The organism is Agrococcus pavilionensis RW1, from assembly GCF_000400485.1.
In the GTDB taxonomy this organism is placed as follows: domain Bacteria; phylum Actinomycetota; class Actinomycetes; order Actinomycetales; family Microbacteriaceae; genus Agrococcus; species Agrococcus pavilionensis.
Genome location: NZ_ASHR01000030.1, coordinates 97,658 through 114,399, shown reverse-complemented (window position 1 = coordinate 114,399; position 16,742 = coordinate 97,658). Strand labels below are relative to the sequence as shown.

The 16,742-nt window shown below is 71.1% G+C and carries 17 protein-coding genes and 1 tRNA gene; 7 read left to right on the top strand and 11 right to left on the bottom strand.

The genetic code is table 11. The features are described from left to right. Positions 1–8: 8 nt before the first annotated feature. The 8 genes from L332_RS25405 to L332_RS25380 form a co-directional block, all read right to left on the bottom strand. A complete protein-coding gene (locus L332_RS25405) occupies positions 9–836 on the bottom strand; it encodes a prepilin peptidase (RefSeq protein ID WP_021011126.1) in 828 nt (275 codons plus the stop codon). Beyond that, positions 833–2,518, bottom strand: coding sequence for a pilus assembly PilX family protein (locus tag L332_RS30400; RefSeq protein ID WP_021011125.1), 1,686 nt, complete (start codon positions 2,516–2,518; stop codon positions 833–835). Before L332_RS30400 ends, L332_RS25405 begins: the two co-directional genes overlap by 4 nt. Then, positions 2,518–3,210, bottom strand: coding sequence for a PulJ/GspJ family protein (locus tag L332_RS30395; RefSeq protein ID WP_021011124.1), 693 nt, complete (start codon positions 3,208–3,210; stop codon positions 2,518–2,520). The genes L332_RS30400 and L332_RS30395 overlap by 1 nt, the downstream gene beginning before the upstream one ends. Beyond that, a complete protein-coding gene (locus L332_RS25390) occupies positions 3,207–4,487 on the bottom strand; it encodes a carboxypeptidase regulatory-like domain-containing protein (RefSeq protein WP_021011123.1) in 1,281 nt (426 codons plus the stop codon). Before L332_RS25390 ends, L332_RS30395 begins: the two co-directional genes overlap by 4 nt. Positions 4,488–4,594: 107 nt before the next feature. Next, positions 4,595–5,053, bottom strand: coding sequence for a type IV pilin protein (locus L332_RS30935; protein WP_021011122.1), 459 nt, complete (start codon positions 5,051–5,053; stop codon positions 4,595–4,597). A gap of 68 nt (positions 5,054–5,121) precedes the next feature. Next, entirely contained in the window at positions 5,122–6,348 is a 1,227-nt protein-coding gene (locus L332_RS25385; RefSeq protein WP_021011121.1) for a type II secretion system F family protein, read from the bottom strand. After that, on the bottom strand, positions 6,345–7,583 hold the full coding sequence (locus L332_RS0115475) for a type IV pilus twitching motility protein PilT (protein WP_021011120.1): 1,239 nt from the start codon (positions 7,581–7,583) through the stop codon (positions 6,345–6,347). The genes L332_RS25385 and L332_RS0115475 overlap by 4 nt, the downstream gene beginning before the upstream one ends. Continuing rightward, complete coding sequence (locus L332_RS25380) at positions 7,580–9,250, bottom strand: GspE/PulE family protein (protein ID WP_021011119.1); 1,671 nt, start codon at positions 9,248–9,250, stop codon at positions 7,580–7,582. Before L332_RS25380 ends, L332_RS0115475 begins: the two co-directional genes overlap by 4 nt. Positions 9,251–9,705: 455 nt before the next feature. On the opposite strand from L332_RS25380, the gene L332_RS25375 reads away from it, so the two are divergent. The 7 genes from L332_RS25375 (at position 9,706) to L332_RS25345 (ending at position 15,135) form a co-directional block, all read left to right on the top strand. Continuing rightward, positions 9,706–10,305 (top strand): acyl-CoA-like ligand-binding transcription factor, encoded by a 600-nt coding sequence (locus tag L332_RS25375; RefSeq protein ID WP_021011118.1) that lies wholly within the window; start codon positions 9,706–9,708, stop codon positions 10,303–10,305. A gap of 63 nt (positions 10,306–10,368) precedes the next feature. Continuing rightward, positions 10,369–10,441 (top strand) — tRNA-Arg (locus L332_RS25370). Positions 10,442–10,537: 96 nt separating this feature from the next. Continuing rightward, positions 10,538–11,128: a TetR/AcrR family transcriptional regulator gene (locus tag L332_RS25365; protein WP_081646146.1), complete on the top strand. Its 591-nt coding sequence runs from the start codon at positions 10,538–10,540 to the stop codon at positions 11,126–11,128. Positions 11,129–11,169: 41 nt separating this feature from the next. Then, positions 11,170–11,466 carry a metal-sensitive transcriptional regulator gene (locus L332_RS25360; RefSeq protein ID WP_021011116.1) on the top strand — a complete coding sequence of 99 codons (297 nt, stop codon included), beginning with the start codon at positions 11,170–11,172 and terminating at the stop codon, positions 11,464–11,466. 31 nt (positions 11,467–11,497) lie between these two features. Further along, the gene (locus tag L332_RS29530; RefSeq protein WP_021011115.1) at positions 11,498–11,821 is read left to right on the top strand and encodes a heavy-metal-associated domain-containing protein; all 324 of its coding nucleotides are present in this window, start codon (positions 11,498–11,500) and stop codon (positions 11,819–11,821) included. A 133-nt stretch (positions 11,822–11,954) separates the two neighbouring features. Next, complete coding sequence (locus tag L332_RS25350; protein WP_021011114.1) at positions 11,955–14,147, top strand: heavy metal translocating P-type ATPase; 2,193 nt, start codon at positions 11,955–11,957, stop codon at positions 14,145–14,147. A 106-nt stretch (positions 14,148–14,253) separates the two neighbouring features. Beyond that, positions 14,254–15,135 carry an alpha/beta fold hydrolase gene (locus L332_RS25345; protein WP_021011113.1) on the top strand — a complete coding sequence of 294 codons (882 nt, stop codon included), beginning with the start codon at positions 14,254–14,256 and terminating at the stop codon, positions 15,133–15,135. Positions 15,136–15,148: 13 nt separating this feature from the next. Here the strand turns inward: L332_RS25345 and L332_RS25340 are convergent, their stop codons facing one another. The 3 genes from L332_RS25340 to L332_RS25330 are packed head-to-tail and all read right to left on the bottom strand — an operon-like array spanning position 15,149 to position 16,667. Continuing rightward, positions 15,149–15,559, bottom strand: coding sequence for a VOC family protein (locus L332_RS25340; RefSeq protein WP_021011112.1), 411 nt, complete (start codon positions 15,557–15,559; stop codon positions 15,149–15,151). Further along, positions 15,556–16,011 (bottom strand): helix-turn-helix transcriptional regulator, encoded by a 456-nt coding sequence (locus tag L332_RS25335; RefSeq protein WP_041204066.1) that lies wholly within the window; start codon positions 16,009–16,011, stop codon positions 15,556–15,558. The genes L332_RS25340 and L332_RS25335 overlap by 4 nt, the downstream gene beginning before the upstream one ends. Before the next feature lie 8 nt (positions 16,012–16,019). Then, on the bottom strand, positions 16,020–16,667 hold the full coding sequence (locus tag L332_RS25330; protein ID WP_021011110.1) for an arsenate-mycothiol transferase ArsC: 648 nt from the start codon (positions 16,665–16,667) through the stop codon (positions 16,020–16,022). Positions 16,668–16,742: the final 75 nt, after the last annotated feature.

Below are 16,742 nucleotides of genomic sequence, written 5' to 3'. Positions count from 1 at the left end.
GATCCCCCTTATTCCAGTCCTACGAGCTGCAGGTATCCGTGCCAGATCGGCTCGCCTGCGAAGACGGCCACCGCGGCTGCGAGCAGCATCCAGGGGCCGAACGGGATGCCGCTGCCGCGCTTGGCACGGCCGAGTGCGACGAGCACGAGTGCGAACGCACCGCCGAGCAGGAAGGCGCCGAACCCGCCGACCGCGAGCTCGCCCCAGCCCAGCCAGCCCAGCGCCAGGCCGAGCAGGCCCGCGAGCTTGACGTCGCCGAGCCCCATGCCGGCCGGGTAGGCGAACGCCATGGCGAAGTACGCGGCGAAGAGGATCGCTGCGCCGGCTGCCGCCCTCAGCAGCGCTCCCCAGTCTCCCGTCGCGGCGGCGGCTGCAAGGAGCAGCGCGCCGACGACCAAGTACGACGGCAGCACGATGACATCCGGCAGCCGCTGCGTGTCGAGATCGATCCACGCGAGCGCGATCCCGACGGCAGCGAGCACCGCGAACGCGAGCGTCTCGGCGACCGGCCCCATCGCGGCGAGCGATGACTGCTCGAGTGCCTCCCACGGCGCGAACCGCAACGCGACACCGGCGAACACGAGCCCGGTGAGCAGCTCGATCATCGGATATCGCGGCGAGATGCGAGCGCTGCAGTCGCGGCACCGACCTTGCAGCAGCAGCCAGCTGAGCACCGGCACGTTGTCGAACGGCCGGATGCGTACGCCACAGCCACCGCACGCGCTCGGCGGGTTCACGATCGAGCGCCCGGCCGGAACGCGGAAGATCACGACATTGAGGAAGGAGCCGATGAGCAGGCCGAAGCCGCCGGTGACTCCCGCGATCGCGGCGATCACCGCTCGTTCCCTTGGGCGTCGTACGCGGGAGGGGACTCGATCCACGTCGAGATGCCGTAGCGTGTCGCGACCGGGGATAGGAAGTGGGGCGGCGAGCGGAACCGCAATCGTGAGTCGTACTGGTAGTTCTTGGTGTAGCCCGTGCTGTAGGACGTCCAGCCCGAGCTCCAGCTCGTGTAGACGATCCCGCGGTATCGCTGGGCGATGGATCCGCGAACGGTCAGCGTCGGGGTGGCGCTGAGTCGGCTGTCGGCCCGAGCGTATTCAGCGGTGTTCTGCACGGTGAAGCTGCGGAGGGACAGGATCGCGGCGTGGATCGTCACGTTGCGCGGCTCCGTCCGGCTGTTGATGATCGGGTTCCAGACCCAGACCATGTTGTTGCCGATGAGGCCGAGCATGTCGTCGTCGGGGTCCTCGTACATCGTGCTGCCGACGACGTAGACGTAGTTCTGGGCCGCGAGCGTGACCTGCCCGTCGAGCGTGCCCTGGACGAAGATGTCGCCGTTCTGGCAGCCGTAGGCGGGCACACCGTCGACCTCTGCCGGGATCGATTCATCGCTGCGCGGATATCCGACCGGGTTCCCCCGTCCGCAGCTCGGCTTGTTGGTCGTCCAGTAGTTGACATCCCCGGCTCCTGGCACGGTCTGCACGTAGATGGCGGCGCCGTTCGGCACCGGGATCGTCGTGCCAGCGCGAACCGAGGCCGGGTCTCCGCATTCGGGCGGGTTCGGCACTGCAGCTCCTGGCCTGGTGACTCGCGTCCACGGCGACTTGATCGCCATCCGCCCGTCGGCGGTGAACGTGATGCTGGTCGGCCCCGTGTACAGGCAGCCGGACTCGATCGCGTCAGCGCGGATCTCGGTGTTGGTCTCCGGCATCTGGAGCGCGCGGCGGTACAGCGGCGAGTTGCCGCGCACAGGATCGCGCACCTCGAACACGGGGGTTCGGTTGCAGTCGCTCGTCCTGAGGTACCGAACGCCGGACGGCCGTGCCCAAGCGGTCGTGACGGTCCCGTCGAATGTCGCCTGGCACGCGTAGATCGTGTCGTTCGAGTGCACTTCCCCGAGCACGCGGTCGCCGTTGCCGAACTGGATGATGCCGCAGTAGGTGTCGTCGCGTCCCTGATAGGAGTACTTCTTGCACGCGTCCGTCCTGCGCGACACCGCGGGATCCTGGATCTCGTAATCGGTGAAGTAGAGGTAGTTGAGGAACTCGTCCTGCCGGAGGTCGACGACGACGGTCCGCGTCTCATCGCCGACGCGACCGGTCGACTGCAGTCGGATGGTGCCCTCGGTGTCATACCGCGACGTGTCGACCGCGTAACGGTAGCTCGCGGTGCCGTCTGAGCCGGGCACGTCGGCCCAGCTGCCGCCGTAGCCCAGCGCCGGGTTGCTGACATCGTCGATGAGCCCGCTTCCCGCGCTGAACGCGGCGTCGTCGTTGCCCGAGTTCACATAGCCCGGATCCGCATCGAGGCGGCTCTGGTACTCCTCCACGCCGGCGTAGGCGGCCGCGAGCGCTCCCTGCCGGTCGACGTCGTTGCGAGCGTGGCGCGAGCCGTTCACCGCGACGACGATCGCGGTGGCGATCAGCGCAGTCACGAGCGCGCCGATGCCGATGACGAGGATCAGCGCGGCGCCGCGATCGCGCTGCTCGCTGAGGATCTGCAGGTTCTTGCGCATCAGTCCTCCTCGTCCGGTTCGGGGATGTTCGGCATCATGACGGTCGTCTCGATGACAGCGGGGGCGGCCGCGGTGCCGGGCTGCGCCTGCACTGCCAGGGCGACGTGGATCGACGAGACCTCCGCGCGCTGCGCGTCGGTGAGCTGCCCGCTCGTCGGCAGCGGCAGCGCGCGTCCGTCGGCTGCGAAGTAGTCGAACGCACGCCCCACGGAGCCCCCCGACGGCAACGATCGACCAGGTGGCAAGACTCCTGCGAGGATCGCGCGCGTCCTGAACGGTGTGCTTTGGAATGCCCACACCCCGCCGGAGCGGTAGGACGCCCAGCGCGTCTCCGTCATGGTGCCGCTCGCCGCGTCGATGCGCAGCTCGACGAGCGTGGGCGCCGGGTTGTCGGCGTCGGTTTCGAGGTACGTGCTCAATCGGACGCGGTCCGCGCGTGCCTCGACGACGGCGGGCAGCTGCTGCCAGCCGTTGGCGTGCAGCGTCGGCGTCGCTCCGCGCACGACCCGCCCCACCTGATCGAGCGCGACGGCTGCGGTGCGCGAGCTGTACTGCTCCGCTTCCTGCCGCGTCGAGCTGCGCGCCAGGGTCACCACCATCGCGGTGATCAGCGTGGTCGCGATCGCGAGCAGCGAGATGGCGACGAGCAGCTCCACGAGCGTCATGCCGCGGTCGCGGCTGTCGGCCGTCATGGCACGACCTCTCTGGGATCCAGGGTCACCACGTTGGCCACCGCCGTGTCGTTGCCTGAGACGGTCACCCCGGAGACAGCCACGCCGTTGCGATCTGTGAGCGCCCAGGTGCCGTACGGAAGGGCGATGACGACCGTCGAGTTGGCCGAGACATCGCCGAACTCGTGCACGATCGTCGAGGCACACGTGGGGTCTCCAGGTGCGCCCGGTGCAGCGGTGGCGCGGAGCCCCCGCACCTGCCCACGGACCGACACAGTCCCCATCGGCACGTCGACGGTGAGCGAGCCGCGCTTCGGCAAGTTGATCTCGGGGGCGGCGCCCGCTGCGTACGCGACGCCGCCGAGGGTGACCGCGGGCCAGGCGTTCGGGTCGGGCGCGGTGCATTCAGCACCGGTGTTCCTGCCGTAGTTGCCCGCGAAGATTCGGTAGTTGACGCGCGGGTGCACCTTCACGGTGCGTTGGGTCACGGTCGAGGTGGCGGTGGTCGTGACGGCCTGCGTCACGACGCCATAGGTGCTGACGAACGTCATCGGAAGGTTCGTCGGCAGGCGCACCTGGGAGCCGGCAGCGAGCCGAGCGGTGATCGTCGCCGCTTCGTCGTACTGGAAGCCGAGGCTCGAGGTCGAGCCGGCCTCGACGGCGATGTCGGCCTGCTTCGGCGTCGGGTCGAGCGCGAGGCCGACGTAGTTGAGCTTGGACACGGAGACCGTGTAGGTGCCGCGCGCCACCTCGAGCAGGTAGGCGCAGCCCTCAGCGTCGGTCTGCACCGGGGCGCGCGGCGCACCGTTTGCAGTCGCGGTGAGGGACACCGTCGCATTGGCGACGCCGAACCCTTCGGCGTCGATCACCGAGACAAGCACGGTGCCGGTCGAGGGGTCATTGAGGCGCTGCGACGGGTCGATGATGGTGTCGGCGCGCACGGGCGCCTGCGATGGCGACATCCCGGACCATCTGACGGTGACGTTCACACGCTTGAACCGCAGGTTGCCGCCACCCGCGCCGCACGCCGCCTGGTCATCGCTCTCGCTGACCCAGACAGCGTCCCTGTCGATCGCGAATGTCGTGCCGTTCACGGTGACCGCGCGCTCTTCGCTCGTGAGCGCGAACAGGTCGGTGGTGGCGCGGGCGCGTTCGAGCTCCTGCGCGGCAAGGTTGGCCGCGACGTGCTGCATCGAGGATGCCCGGTTGACGGACAGAACCTGAACGAGAGAGGAGAGCACCAGCGTCGAGATGATCGCGAAGACGAACATCGCGACCATCACCTCGATGAGCGTCATACCGCGGTCACCTTGGTTGGTGATCCGAAGAGGCTCGCGTAGGCCTCGCATGGCGCTCTCCTCTCTTGAATCGCGTGGCACTGGACCAGCCACCACGCGAACGCCGATTAGTTGCTAGGCGTCGTGGGCGGAGTCGTGGCTTCGACCCACTCCTGCAGTCCGCCAGCATTGCTGTCGTACTTCAGCGTGTCGCCGCCGAGGTCAGGGTGCTTCGCGACGATCGTGAAGTTGCTGTCCGTCTCGACAACGGTCAGGTAGCCAGTCCCCGCCACATTCGTCTCGAAGCCCTGCTCCACGAGCTTGTCCAGGGTCAGCCCGTCGTAGCTGCCGCCCTTTTGCACTGAGTACGTCTCTGCAGCGAGAGCTGCGTTCTTCAGATCCGACTCGACCTCGGCACGCCACGCGCTCTCGCGCTGGTTCAGGAAGACGGGGATCGCGATGCCGGCGAGGATGCCGATGATGATGACGACGACGAGGAGCTCGACGAGGGTAAAGCCGCGCTGCGACTTGCCTTCCTCCTGCAGCATTGCGCGGCGGTCGCCGAGCAGCTGAAGCATCTTCTGCATGATGGGTGGTTCCTTACTTGTTGGGTTGGGGTTGGGACAGGGGAAGGGATACGTATGGGTCGAGCGAGTCAGTTGATCTGCTCGAAGATGGAGAAGACGGGCATGTAGAGGGCGATGATCATGCCGCCGATGAGTGCGCCGACGCCCGCGATGAGGATCGGCTCGATGATCGAGGTCATCTGCGCCGTCGTGGACTCGATGTCGCTGTCGTAGGAGTCGGCGATCTTCGAGAGCATGAGCTCCATCGAGCCGGCGTCCTCGCCGACCGCGACCATCTGCACGACCATCGGTGGGAAGACGGGCTCGAGCGCGAGCTGCTCGGCGACCGGTCGGCCCTCGCGGACGGCGTCGGCGATGCGGTTCGACGCCTGCAGGATGACGCTGTTGCCCGAGATCTCGCCGACGACCTGCAGCGCGAGCACGATCGGCACGCCGGCCTTGAGCAGCGCCGCGAAGTTGCGGGTGAATCGCGCGAGGGCGATCTTGCGCAGCAGCTCGCCGAAGACCGGCAGCTTCAGCAGCGCCGGGTCGAGCACCGCCCGCACCTCGGGCGCGTGCTTGTTCTTGCCCCACCAGACGCTGAAGGCGATCGCCGCGACGAAGAGCAGCGGCCCGAGCCACACCATGTTCGCCGAGATGGTGACGAGGATCTGCGTCGGGAGCGGCAGCGCTCCCCCGAGGTCGGAGAACATGCCCTCGAAGATCGGCACGATGAACCAGATCATCGCGATGACCGCGACGATCGCCATCCCGACGACGACGATCGGGTAGGCCATCGCCGACTGCACGGTGCTCTTGAGCTTGACCTCCTTCTCGAAGGCCGTCGCGACCGCGTCGAGCGCGTCGTCGAGGAAGCCGCCCGTCTCGCCCGCGGCGATGAGGTGGATCATGAGCGGCGGGAAGACGTTCCGGTGCTTGCCGAACGCCTGCGAGAGCGTGCCACCGGTCTCGATGTCGCCGCGCACCTCGGTGAGCACCTTCGCGAGCGTCTTGTTCTCCGTCTGCTCCGAGAGGATGTGCAGGGTGCGGAGGAGCGAGAGGCCGGCGCCGATCATCGTCGACATCTGCCGCGCCATGACCGAGAGGTCCTTGAGCTTGACGGCTTGGCCGAAGCTCAGGTTGATCTCGCGGTTGAGGCCCGTGCCCATCGCCGACTCGTCGACGCTGACGGGCGAGAGCCCCATGTCGCGCATGCGCGAGAGCGCGGCCGCCTGCGTGGGCGCGTCGAGCTTGCCCTTCACGAGCTTGCCACCGCGCTCGCGGCCCTTGTAGGCCCACGTCTTCGTCGAGGTCATCGCTGCCCCCTCGAGAAGGAGTCGCCGAAGTCGACGCCCGTGTCGAGCGCGGGCGCCATGCCGCCGGTCGCGAGCATGCCGCGCAGCTCGTCGACGTTGTGCGCCTTCTCGCGCGCCGCATCCTCCTTGATGACTCCGCGGTTCACGAGGTCGGCGAGGTGCTGGTCGAGCGTGCGCATGCCGAGCGAGCCGCCCGACTGCAGAGCGCTGCCGATCTGGTGGATCTGGCCCTCGCGGATGAGGTTCGAGACGGCGGAGGTGGCGATGAGGATCTCGCTCGCGGCGACGCGGCCCTTGCCGCTCGCGCGCGGCACGAGCGTCTGGCAGACGATGCCCTGCAGCGTCGCGGCGAGCTGCGCCCGCACCTGGCCCTGCTGGTGCGGCGGGTAGACGTCGATGATGCGGTCGATCGTCTGCGCCGCCGACTGCGTGTGCAGGGTCGCGAAGACGAGGTGGCCGGTCTCGGCGGCGGTGAGGGCGACCGAGATCGTCTCGAGGTCGCGCATCTCGCCGACGAGGATGACGTCGGGGTCCTGGCGCAGCACGTGCTTGAGGGCCGCGGCGAATGAGTGGGTGTCGTGCCCGACCTCGCGCTGGTTGACGACCGCCTTCTTGTGCTGGTGCATGAACTCGATCGGGTCCTCGACCGTCACGATGTGCTCCGCGCGCGTGCGGTTGATGAGGTCGATGAGCGCCGCGAGCGTCGTCGATTTGCCCGAACCGGTCGGTCCGGTGACGAGCACCAACCCGCGCGGCAGGGTCGCGAACCGCGTGATGCCCGCGGGCAGGTCGAGCTCCTCGACGGTCCGGATGCGCGTGGGGATGAGGCGGAACGCCGCGCCCCGCGCGGAGCGCTGCTGGTAGATGTTGACGCGGAACCGCGCCTCGGCGCTCAGGTCGTAGGCGAAGTCGAGCTCGAGCTCCTGCTCGAAGATCTCCCGCTGCTCGGGCGTCATGATCGCGGTGAGCGCCGCCTGCACGCGGGCGGCCGACCAGACGCCGTACTCCTCGAGCGGCAGGAGCTTGCCGTCCAGGCGCATCGTCGGATGCGCATCCGCCGTCACGTGCAGGTCGGAGGCGCCGGCGCGCACGACGGTCTCGAGCGCGAGCAGCAGGTCGCCGTCGGTGCCGGTCGGGGTCGGGAACTCGGGCGCTGCCGCGGCGGGCGCCGCCGACTGCGCCCACTGCTGGCGCAGCGCCGCTCGCGTCGGCATGCCCTGGACGTCGATGCTCATACGATCACCCGCTGCACTTCCTCGACCGTCGTGAGGCCGAGGGTCGCCTTCTCCCACGCGTCCTGCCGCAGCGAGCGCATGCCCTGCTGCGAGGCGACGCGAGCGACCTCGGAGGTCGAGGCGCGCTCGACCGTGAGCCGCTCGATCTCTTCCGAGACCGTCATGACCTCGTGGATCGCGATGCGGCCGCGGTAGCCGGTGCCGGAGCAGTGCGTGCAGCCGACGGCGCGGTGCACGCCCAGCTGGCCCGTGACCTCGAAGCCCATCGCCGCGAACTGCTCGGCGCCCCGGAGGTCGGGCTCCTTGCAGCGGTCGCAGAGCCGGCGCGCGAGGCGCTGCGCGACGACACAGTCGAGAGCCGAGCCGACGAGGAAGGGCTCGATGCCCATCTCGGTCAGGCGCGTGACGGCGCTCGGGGCGTCGTTCGTGTGCAGGGTCGAGAGCACGAGGTGGCCCGTGAGCGACGCCTCGATCGCGATCTGCGCCGTCTCGTGGTCGCGGATCTCGCCGATGAGCACGACGTCGGGGTCGGAGCGCAGGATCGAGCGCAGCGCGGCGGCGAAGGTGAGGCCCGCCTTCGCGTGCACCTGCACCTGGTTGACCCCGGGCATCCGGTACTCGACCGGGTCCTCGACGGTGATGACGTTGACCTCGGTGCGCGCGACGGCGTTGAGGGTCGTGTAGAGCGTCGTCGACTTGCCGGATCCCGTGGGCCCGGTGACGAGGATCATGCCGTAGGGCTTCTTGTACGAGGCCTGGTAGCGCTCGAAGTTGTGCGGCAGCAGGCCGAGGTCGGAGAGCTGCAGCTGCGTGCCGCCGGTGTCGAGGATGCGCATGACGACCTTCTCGCCCCACACCGTCGGCAGCGTCGCGACGCGGAGGTCGACCTTGCGGCCGCCGTGCATGACCGACATGCGGCCGTCCTGCGGGCGGCGGCGCTCGGCGATGTCGATGTCGCTCATGATCTTGAGCCGCGAGATGATGCCCTGCTGCATCGTCTTGGGCGCCGACTGCATCTCGTGCAGCACGCCGTCGACGCGGAAGCGCACGCGCACCGACGACTCGCCGGGCTCGATGTGGATGTCGCTCGCGCGGTCCTGCACGGCCTGGTTGACGAGCAGGTTGACGAAGCGCACGATCGGGGCGTCCTCGTCGGCGGCGTCGGCCATGCCGAAGCCGAAGGGGTCGGCGGCCGCTGCCTGCTCCTGCTCCTCCTGGATCGTGGAGGTGATGTCGCTCAGCTCGGAGTCGGCGCGGTGGAAGCGGTCGATCGCCGCGAGCAGGTCGCCGCGCTCGGCGACGACGGGCTCGACGGCGAGGCCGGAGGCCTGACGCACGTCGTCGATCGCGAGCACGTCGGCTGGGTCGGTCATCGCGACGACGAGCCGGCCCTCCTCGTGGGCGACGGGGAGGAGGATGTGCCGGCGCGCGATCGCGCTCGGCACCCGGGAGACCGCGACGCGGTCGACGTTCAACTCGCTCACGACGACGAACGGCAGGCCGGCCTGCTCGGCGCGCACTCGCGCTGCCTGGGCGCCGGTGATGGTGCCGTCCTCGACGAGGGCGCGGATGGCCCCCTCGTCGTCGAGGCCGGCGGCGAGCAGCTGGTCGCGGCGAGCTATCGAGAGCTCGCCGCGACGAGCCAGCAAGTACGTCAGCGACGCCATGGCGTCCGCGCCTTCTTGCGCGCCGAGCGGCCGGCGCAGAGCGCATCGACCGCACACGACTGTGCGTACATCTTCAGGGACCTTCGTGACAGGGCCTTGGAGCTGGGGGCTCCGGTGCTGGGGTGCTTCGATCGATCCTGGGGAGATCGACTGCGGTGAGCGTGGCACACGGATTGCTCGGCACGCAACATTCGGGATGCTCAAGGAAACCTCAGGGAAGTGGTGCTCCCTCAGCATTCGTGCGCATCAGGCACGTTCGGCTTGACCGGCTCGCGCGCCGCGCGCAGACTTGCGACGCCGTCGCGCCCGCGGCGGCACCGTACCGACGGAGCACGACTGCGCATCCGATCCCGGCCGTGCCCCAGTGGGCGGGTCGACGCGCACGAGCTGCCGATCCTCGCCCCAGTGAGGTCCCCATGTCCCCGACAGCCCCGACAGGCGCCGACGATGAGCCGATGCTCGGCCTTCGCGAGCGCAAGAAGCGCCTGACCCGACGCACGATCGCCGAAGCAGCCTTCGAGCTCACGCTCGAGCGCGGCCTCGACGGCGTGACGATCGACCAGATCGCCGAGCGCGCCTTCGTCTCGCCGCGCACGGTCTCGAACTACTTCCCCTCGAAGGAGGCCGCGGTGCTCGCGGTCGACGGCCACGCCCCGCTCGACCTGCTGCACGGCATCGAGGCTCGGCCGGCCGACGAGCCGCCCCTGCAGTCGCTGCGCGAGACGCTCGTCGCCCACATGCGCGGCATGAGCAGGGCCGAGGCGAAGGTGCTCCGGCGGCGCGAGGAGCTCATCGACCGACACCCATCGCTGCAGCTGCAGCGCGCGGCGCAGTACGACGCGTTCGAGGATGCGGTGCGAGCGCTCGTCGCGGAGCGCGCGGGCCTCGACGCGGAGGCCGACCGCTACCCGAGGCTCGTCGCCGGCGCGGCGAGCACGGCGGTCAAGACCGCGATGCGGATGTGGATGCTCGGGGACGGCGGGGCGACCGAGATCGCCGAGCTCGTCGACCAGGCGTTCCACGACCTCGAGGCGGGTCTGACCTCAGCCGACTGAGCCGGCGGTCGGGGGCAGCGTCGCCTCGGTGGTAGATTGATCGACGCTGCCTCGCGCAGCCCGGCCCCCATAGCTCAGGGGATAGAGCGTCTGCCTCCGGAGCAGAAGGCCGCAGGTTCGAATCCTGCTGGGGGCACCGACAGCCGCTGTCGAAGCAACACACACCCCGCGCCCCCGCAACACACGGCCGGCGCATCGGGTCGCCAGGACGAAAGCACGTAGGGTTTGCCGCATGGGACGACCTCGCCTCCACGATGAGCACTTGCGCCAGCGGTTGCTGGAGGCGGCCACGGATCTGATGGCGGTCGAGGGCCCCGATTTCTCGCTGCGCCCGCTCGTCGCGTCGGTCGGCACCTCGACCTCGGCGGTCTACTCGCTCTTCGGCTCGCGCGGCGAGCTCGTCGAGGCGATCACCGTCCGCGCAGCCCGCTCCTTCGTCGACGCGCAGCACGCGGTCGAGGCCGAGGCGCCCGCGGAGCTCATCCCCGCCCTCGCGCACGCGATGCGCGCGTGGGCGCGCGAGCACGCCGCGATGTTCCAGGTCGTGTTCGGCCGCAGCGAGGACTCCCCCGCCGTCGACGAGGCGCGCGAGAGCACGACCGACCCGCTGCTGCACGCCGTCACCGCCGCGATCGACGCCGGGACGCTGCACGGCGACCCGGTGACCACGACGCGCACGATCTTCGCCGGCGTGCACGGCTTCATCACCCTCGAGCTGCTCGGCCTCTACCCAGCCGAGCAGGCTGACGCGCTCTTCGAGGCGCTGCTCGCGGCCATCTGGCGCAGCTGGACCTCGCCCGAGGTGGAGAGCGCGGTCGCCTGACCCTTGCCGCACATACCCCTCAGGGGTATGATCGTCGCATCATGATCGACCACTCGGCACCCGGCTACACGGCCGACAAGGATGCGCTCCTCAAGCGCCTGCGTCGCGCCGAGGGCCAGGTGCGCGGCGTCGCGCGCATGGTCGACGAGGACGCCTACTGCATCGACATCCTCACGCAGGTGTCGGCGGCGACGAAGGCGCTCGAGACGGTCGCCCTCCAGCTGCTCGAGGACCACCTCGCGCACTGCGTCGCCGAGGCGGCCGAGCGCGGCGGCCCCGTCGCGCAGGAGAAGCTGAGCGAGGCGAGCGCCGCGATCGCGCGCCTCGTGCGGTCGTGACCCCGATCCCCCTCCCCTAGGAAGGCAACCCATGCTGCAGAACATCGAGATCATGTCGACCCCCGCCGACGCCGACGCGCAGGCGCAGGCCGGCGGCTGCTGCGGCGGCGCATGCCACGCGCCCGCACCCGCTGCCGACGGCGCCGTCTCGCAGTCCTTCGAGGTCGAGGGCATGACGTGCGGCCACTGCGTCTCGTCGGTCACCGAGGAGCTCTCGGGCCTCGCGGGCGTCGAGGGCGTCGAGGTCGAGCTCGTCCCCGGCGGCCGCTCGACGGTCACGGTGGCGTCGGATGCGGCGCTGCGGCTCGACGACGTGCGCGCGGCCGTGAGCGAGGCTGGCTACACGCTCGTCTGACCGAGGTCTTCGAGAGCGCCGGTCTTCCTGCGAGGGGCCGGCGCTCTCGCGTCGATGCGCCCGATCTCGATGCGGCCCTGCGGGCCTACTCGATCGACGAGACAAAAATACCCCTGGGGGGTATAGTTGGCGCATGGCTGAAGCGCAGACGGTCGAGCTCGAGATCGGCGGCATGACGTGCGCGTCGTGCGCCGGCAGGATCGAGCGCAAGCTCGGCAAGCTGCCCGGCGTCGAGGCGAGCGTCAACTACGCGACCGAGGTCGCGCGCGTGACGCTGCCGAGCGGGATGAGCGTCGACGACGCGATCCGCACGGTCGAGCAGACCGGCTACACCGCCGCGCTCCCCGCGCCCGAGGCCGAGCGCGACGAGCGCGGGACGCGCCTCGCGACGCGACTCATCGCATCCGCCGTGCTCGCCGTGCCCGTCGGCCTGCTCTCGATGATCCCCGCCCTGCAGTTCCCCGGCTGGCAGTGGGTCGCGCTCGTGCTCACGCTGCCCGTCGCCGTGTGGGGCGCGTGGCCGTTCCACCGCGCGGCCGCGATCAACCTGCGCCACGGCGCCGCGACGATGGACTCGCTCATCTCGCTCGGCGTGATCGCCGCGCTCGGCTGGTCGCTGTGGGCGCTCGTGCTCGGCGACGCGGGCCGCATCGGCATGCGCATGGAGCTGGCGTGGTTCGGCGGGCACGGCGACGAGCTCTACCTCGAGGTCGCCGCGCTCGTGACGGTGTTCCTGCTCGCCGGCCGGCTCATCGAGTCGCGTGCGAAGCGCTCGAACCAGCAAGCGATGCGCGCGCTCGCGCGCCTCGGCGCGAAGGAGGTCACGCGCATCGGCGAGGCGGGCGACGAGCGCATCCCGGTCGGGCAGCTCGCGGTGGGCGACCGCTTCCGCGTCGTGCCGGGCGAGAAGATCGCGACCGACGGGATCGTCGTCGAGGGCGCCTCGGCGATCGACGCGTCGCTGCTCACCGGCGAGTCGCTGCCCGTCGAGGTGACCGCCGGGAGCGAGGTCGTCGGCGCGACGATCAACGGCCACGGCATGCTCGTCGTCGAGGCCCGTCGCGTCGGCGCCGACGCCGAGCTCGAGCGCATCGCCTCGCTCCTGCGCCGCGCGCAGGACGGCAAGGCCGACGTGCAGCGGCTCGCCGACCGCGTCTCGCAGTGGTTCGTGCCCGCGGTGCTCGTGCTCGCGCTCGCCGCGCTCGTCGGCTGGATCGTGCTGACGGGCGACGTCGCCGCCGCCTTCACCGCCGCCGTCGCGACGCTCATCATCGCGTGCCCGTGCGCGCTCGGCCTCGCGACGCCCACGGCGCTGCTCGTCGGCACGACCCGCGGCGCCGAGCTGGGCGTGCTCATCCGCGACGCTCGGGTGCTCGAGTCGAGCCGCGGCATCTCGGCGATGCTCGTCGACAAGACCGGCACCGTCACCGAGGGGCGGATGCGCGTCGAGGGCGTCGCCGCGGCAGCCGGTGAGGACGCCGACGAGGCGCTCCGCATCGCGGCCGCCGTCGAGCGCGCGAGCGAGCACCCGATCGCGCGGGCGATCGCGGCCGCGGCGCCGGACGCGCCGGTCGCGAGCGACGTGCGCGCCGCGCAGGGCGCTGGCGTCGTCGGCGTCGCCGAGGGCCGGGCCGTGCAGGTCGGCAAGCCCGCGTGGCTCGCCGACGACTGGGGCGTGGCGATGCCGCGTGAGCTCGCGGATCCGTTCGAGCGCTTCGAGGCGCAGGGCGCGACCGCGCTCGCGGTCGCGTGGGACGGCCGCATGCGCGCCGTGATCGGCGTGCGCGACACCGTGAAGGCGACGAGCCGCGCCGCGGTCGAGCGGCTCGCGGGCATCGGCGTCGAGGTCGTCATGCTCACGGGCGACCACGAGCGCGCCGCCCGCACCGTCGCCGACGAGGTGGGCATCGAGCGCGTCATCGCCGGCGTGAGCCCCGCCGAGAAGGTCGACGCCGTGCGCGCCGAGCAGGCCCGGGGCGCGAAGGTCGCGATGGCCGGCGACGGCGTGAACGACGCCGCCGCGCTCGCCGCCGCCGATCTCGGGCTCGCGATGGGCACCGGCACCGACGCGGCGCAGCAGGCCGCCGACATCACGCTCGTGCACGGCGACCTCGCCGGCGCCGCCGACGCGATCGCGCTCTCCCGCCGCACGCTCCGCACCATCCGCGGCAACCTCTTCTGGGCCTTCGCCTACAACGTGCTCGCGATCCCGCTCGCGATGGCCGGCATGCTGAGCCCGCTCATCGCGGGCGCCGCGATGGCCTTCTCGAGCGTCTTCGTCGTGCTGCACTCGCTCACGCTCCGCTGGTTCCGACCGACCGCGTGAGCGACGTGCGCGGCGCGCGATCCTGCCCTGGCGCGCCGTGTCCCCCATCGCTACGATCAGCGGCACTCGATGCCGCGGAGGCGTCGCGGCTCCTGCGGGGGTGACCATGGCGCGCGAATCGCGATCGGTCGAGGGCGGCCGGTTCCTCGACCTGCCGGGCTTGCGGATGCACGTGGTCGAGGCGGGCTCCGGCACCCCGGTCGTGCTCGTGCACGGGTTCCCGCAGAGCTCGCGCGAGTGGGCGCGCGTCATGCCGCTCATCGAGCCGCACGCGCGGGCGATCGCGCCCGATCTGCGCGGCGCCGGCCGGAGCGAGGCGCCCGACAGCCCCTACCGGCTCGACACGATGTGCGGCGACCTCGTCGAGCTGCTCGACGCGCTCGGGATCGAGCGGGCCGTCGTCGTCGGGCACGACATCGGGGCGCTCGGCGCGCTCGCGCTCGCGATGGAGCACCCCGAGCGCGTCTCCCACCTCGTCGTGCTCTCGGTCCCGCCGATGTACGTCAAGCTCTCGCCCGCGCTGCTGCGCTCGGTGCGCCACCTCTGGTTCCAGTACGCGCTCGCGGTGCCGGGCCTCGGCGAGCGCCTCCTCGGCGGCGGCGAGCAGCGGCTGCCGCACTGGCTCTTCTCGACCTTCGCCGTCCACGGCGGACCGACCGAGCGCGACCGTGAGGCGTACGTCGCGCGGCTGCGCGAGCCCGACCGGGCGCGCGCGGCCTCCCGCACCTACCGGCAGCTCGTCGTGCCCGAGTTCCTGCGCATCGTGCGCGGCGGCTACCGCGACCGGCTGCCGACGATGCCGACGCTCGTGCTCTTCGGTGCCGACGACCCGGTGGTGCCGCGATCCGCGCTCGAGGGTCTCGACCGCCTCGCGCCGAGCATGCGCGTCGACGAGGTGCCGGGCGCCGGCCACTGGGTGGTCGACGAGGCGCCGGCCGAGGTCGCCCGCCGCATCCTCGAGTTCGCCGAGCTCGCGCCGACGGCGTGAGCTCGAGCCCGGCTCAACCGGCCGACTGCTCGATCCGCACGAGGTTGCCGGCGGGGTCGCGCAGCGCGATGTCGCGCACGCCCCAGAACTGATCGGTCGGCTCCTGCACGACCTCGACGCCGTCGTGCGCGGCGGCCCGGTCGGAGACGCCCTCGAGGTCGCTCGAGCGCAGGTTGACGCTGCCGAGCTCGCCCTTCGCGAGCAGGGCGGCGACCGCCTCGCCGTCCTGCTCCGAGCGGCCCGCGCGCGGGTGGCTCAGGACGAGCTGGATGTCGGGTTGCGACTCGGGCGAGAGGGTCACCCAGCGGTAGCCCTCGTTCTCGACCTCGCTCGTGACGGTCATCCCGGGCACGTCGCGGTAGAACCCGACCGCCGCATCCGGGTCGTCGACGATCACGTGCACTGCGCTGATGGACATGCTCATGCGCTCGAGGCTAGGGCGGGCAGCGCGCGCTGCGCTTCTCGGAACCTGCTCGACGGGTCGCCCTTGCGCGGCCGGGTCAGCACCATCGCGAGGCAGCCCGGCATGCCCTCGAGCGCCTCGTGGTCGCGCGCGCGGTAGGCGCTCGGCGTCTCGCCCATGAGCTTCGTGAAGCTCGCCGAGAACGAGCCGAGGCTCGAGCACCCGACCTGCATGCACGCATCCGTCACCGACACGTCGCCCGTGCGCAGGAGCGCCGCCGCGCGCTCGATGCGGCGCGTCATGAGGTAGGCGTAGGGCGACTCGCCGTAGGCCTCGCGGAAGCGGCGGCTGAAGTGCGCTTGCGACATGAGCGCGGTGCGCGCGATCGCAGCGACGTCGAGCGGCTTCGCGAACTCGCGGTCCATGCGGTCGCGCGCCCGCCGGAGGCGCCCCAGCTCGTCGAGGTCGACCATGCGCTCGCTCACGACGGGAGCGCGCCGAGGAACTCGACCACTCGCCGGCGCACGCGGTCGCGGATGCGTCGCACCTCGTCGGTGCCGAGGCCCGCGGGGTCGTCGAAGTCCCAGGCCTCGATGCGCTGGTCCGAGCGCAGGTCGAAGGGGTGCTCGATGAGCATCGTGATGATGACGTCGGCGGCGCGGGCGATGTCGTCGGTGACGGGCTTCGGGTAGCTCTCGGCGACCGGCACGCCGTCCTCCTCCATCACGTCGACGACCGTGCGGAGCACCTCGTCGGCGGGGTTGATGGCCGCCGAGAGCGCCTCGACCCGCCCGTCGCCGAGCGCGTTGAGGAAGGCGGCCGCCATCTGCGAGATGCCGTCGTTGCGGATCGACTCGACGAGCACGCGCACGGGCCGGCCCTCCCCCGTGCCGCTCGCGCCCGCGCCGTCGGCGACCTCGAGCGCCTGTAGGCGGTCGGCGGCGAACTTGAGCGCGAGCGCCGGCAGGTGGGTGCGGGTGCGCGCGCCGCGAGCGAGCGTCGCGTGCGACTCGAAGACGATGCGCTCGACGAGGCGGGCGTCGAGCCGCGGATGCGCGTCGGCGAGGTGCCGGGCGCCGCGGCGCAGGGTCTCGTCGGGCGAGTCGAGCCCGCCGGGTCGCTCGGTCATGTCGGCTCCTCCGGTCGACGTGGCTCCCTCAGGCTAGGCCTGCCGCGCGCCGCCGCTCAAGGCCCGCGCGCCGCC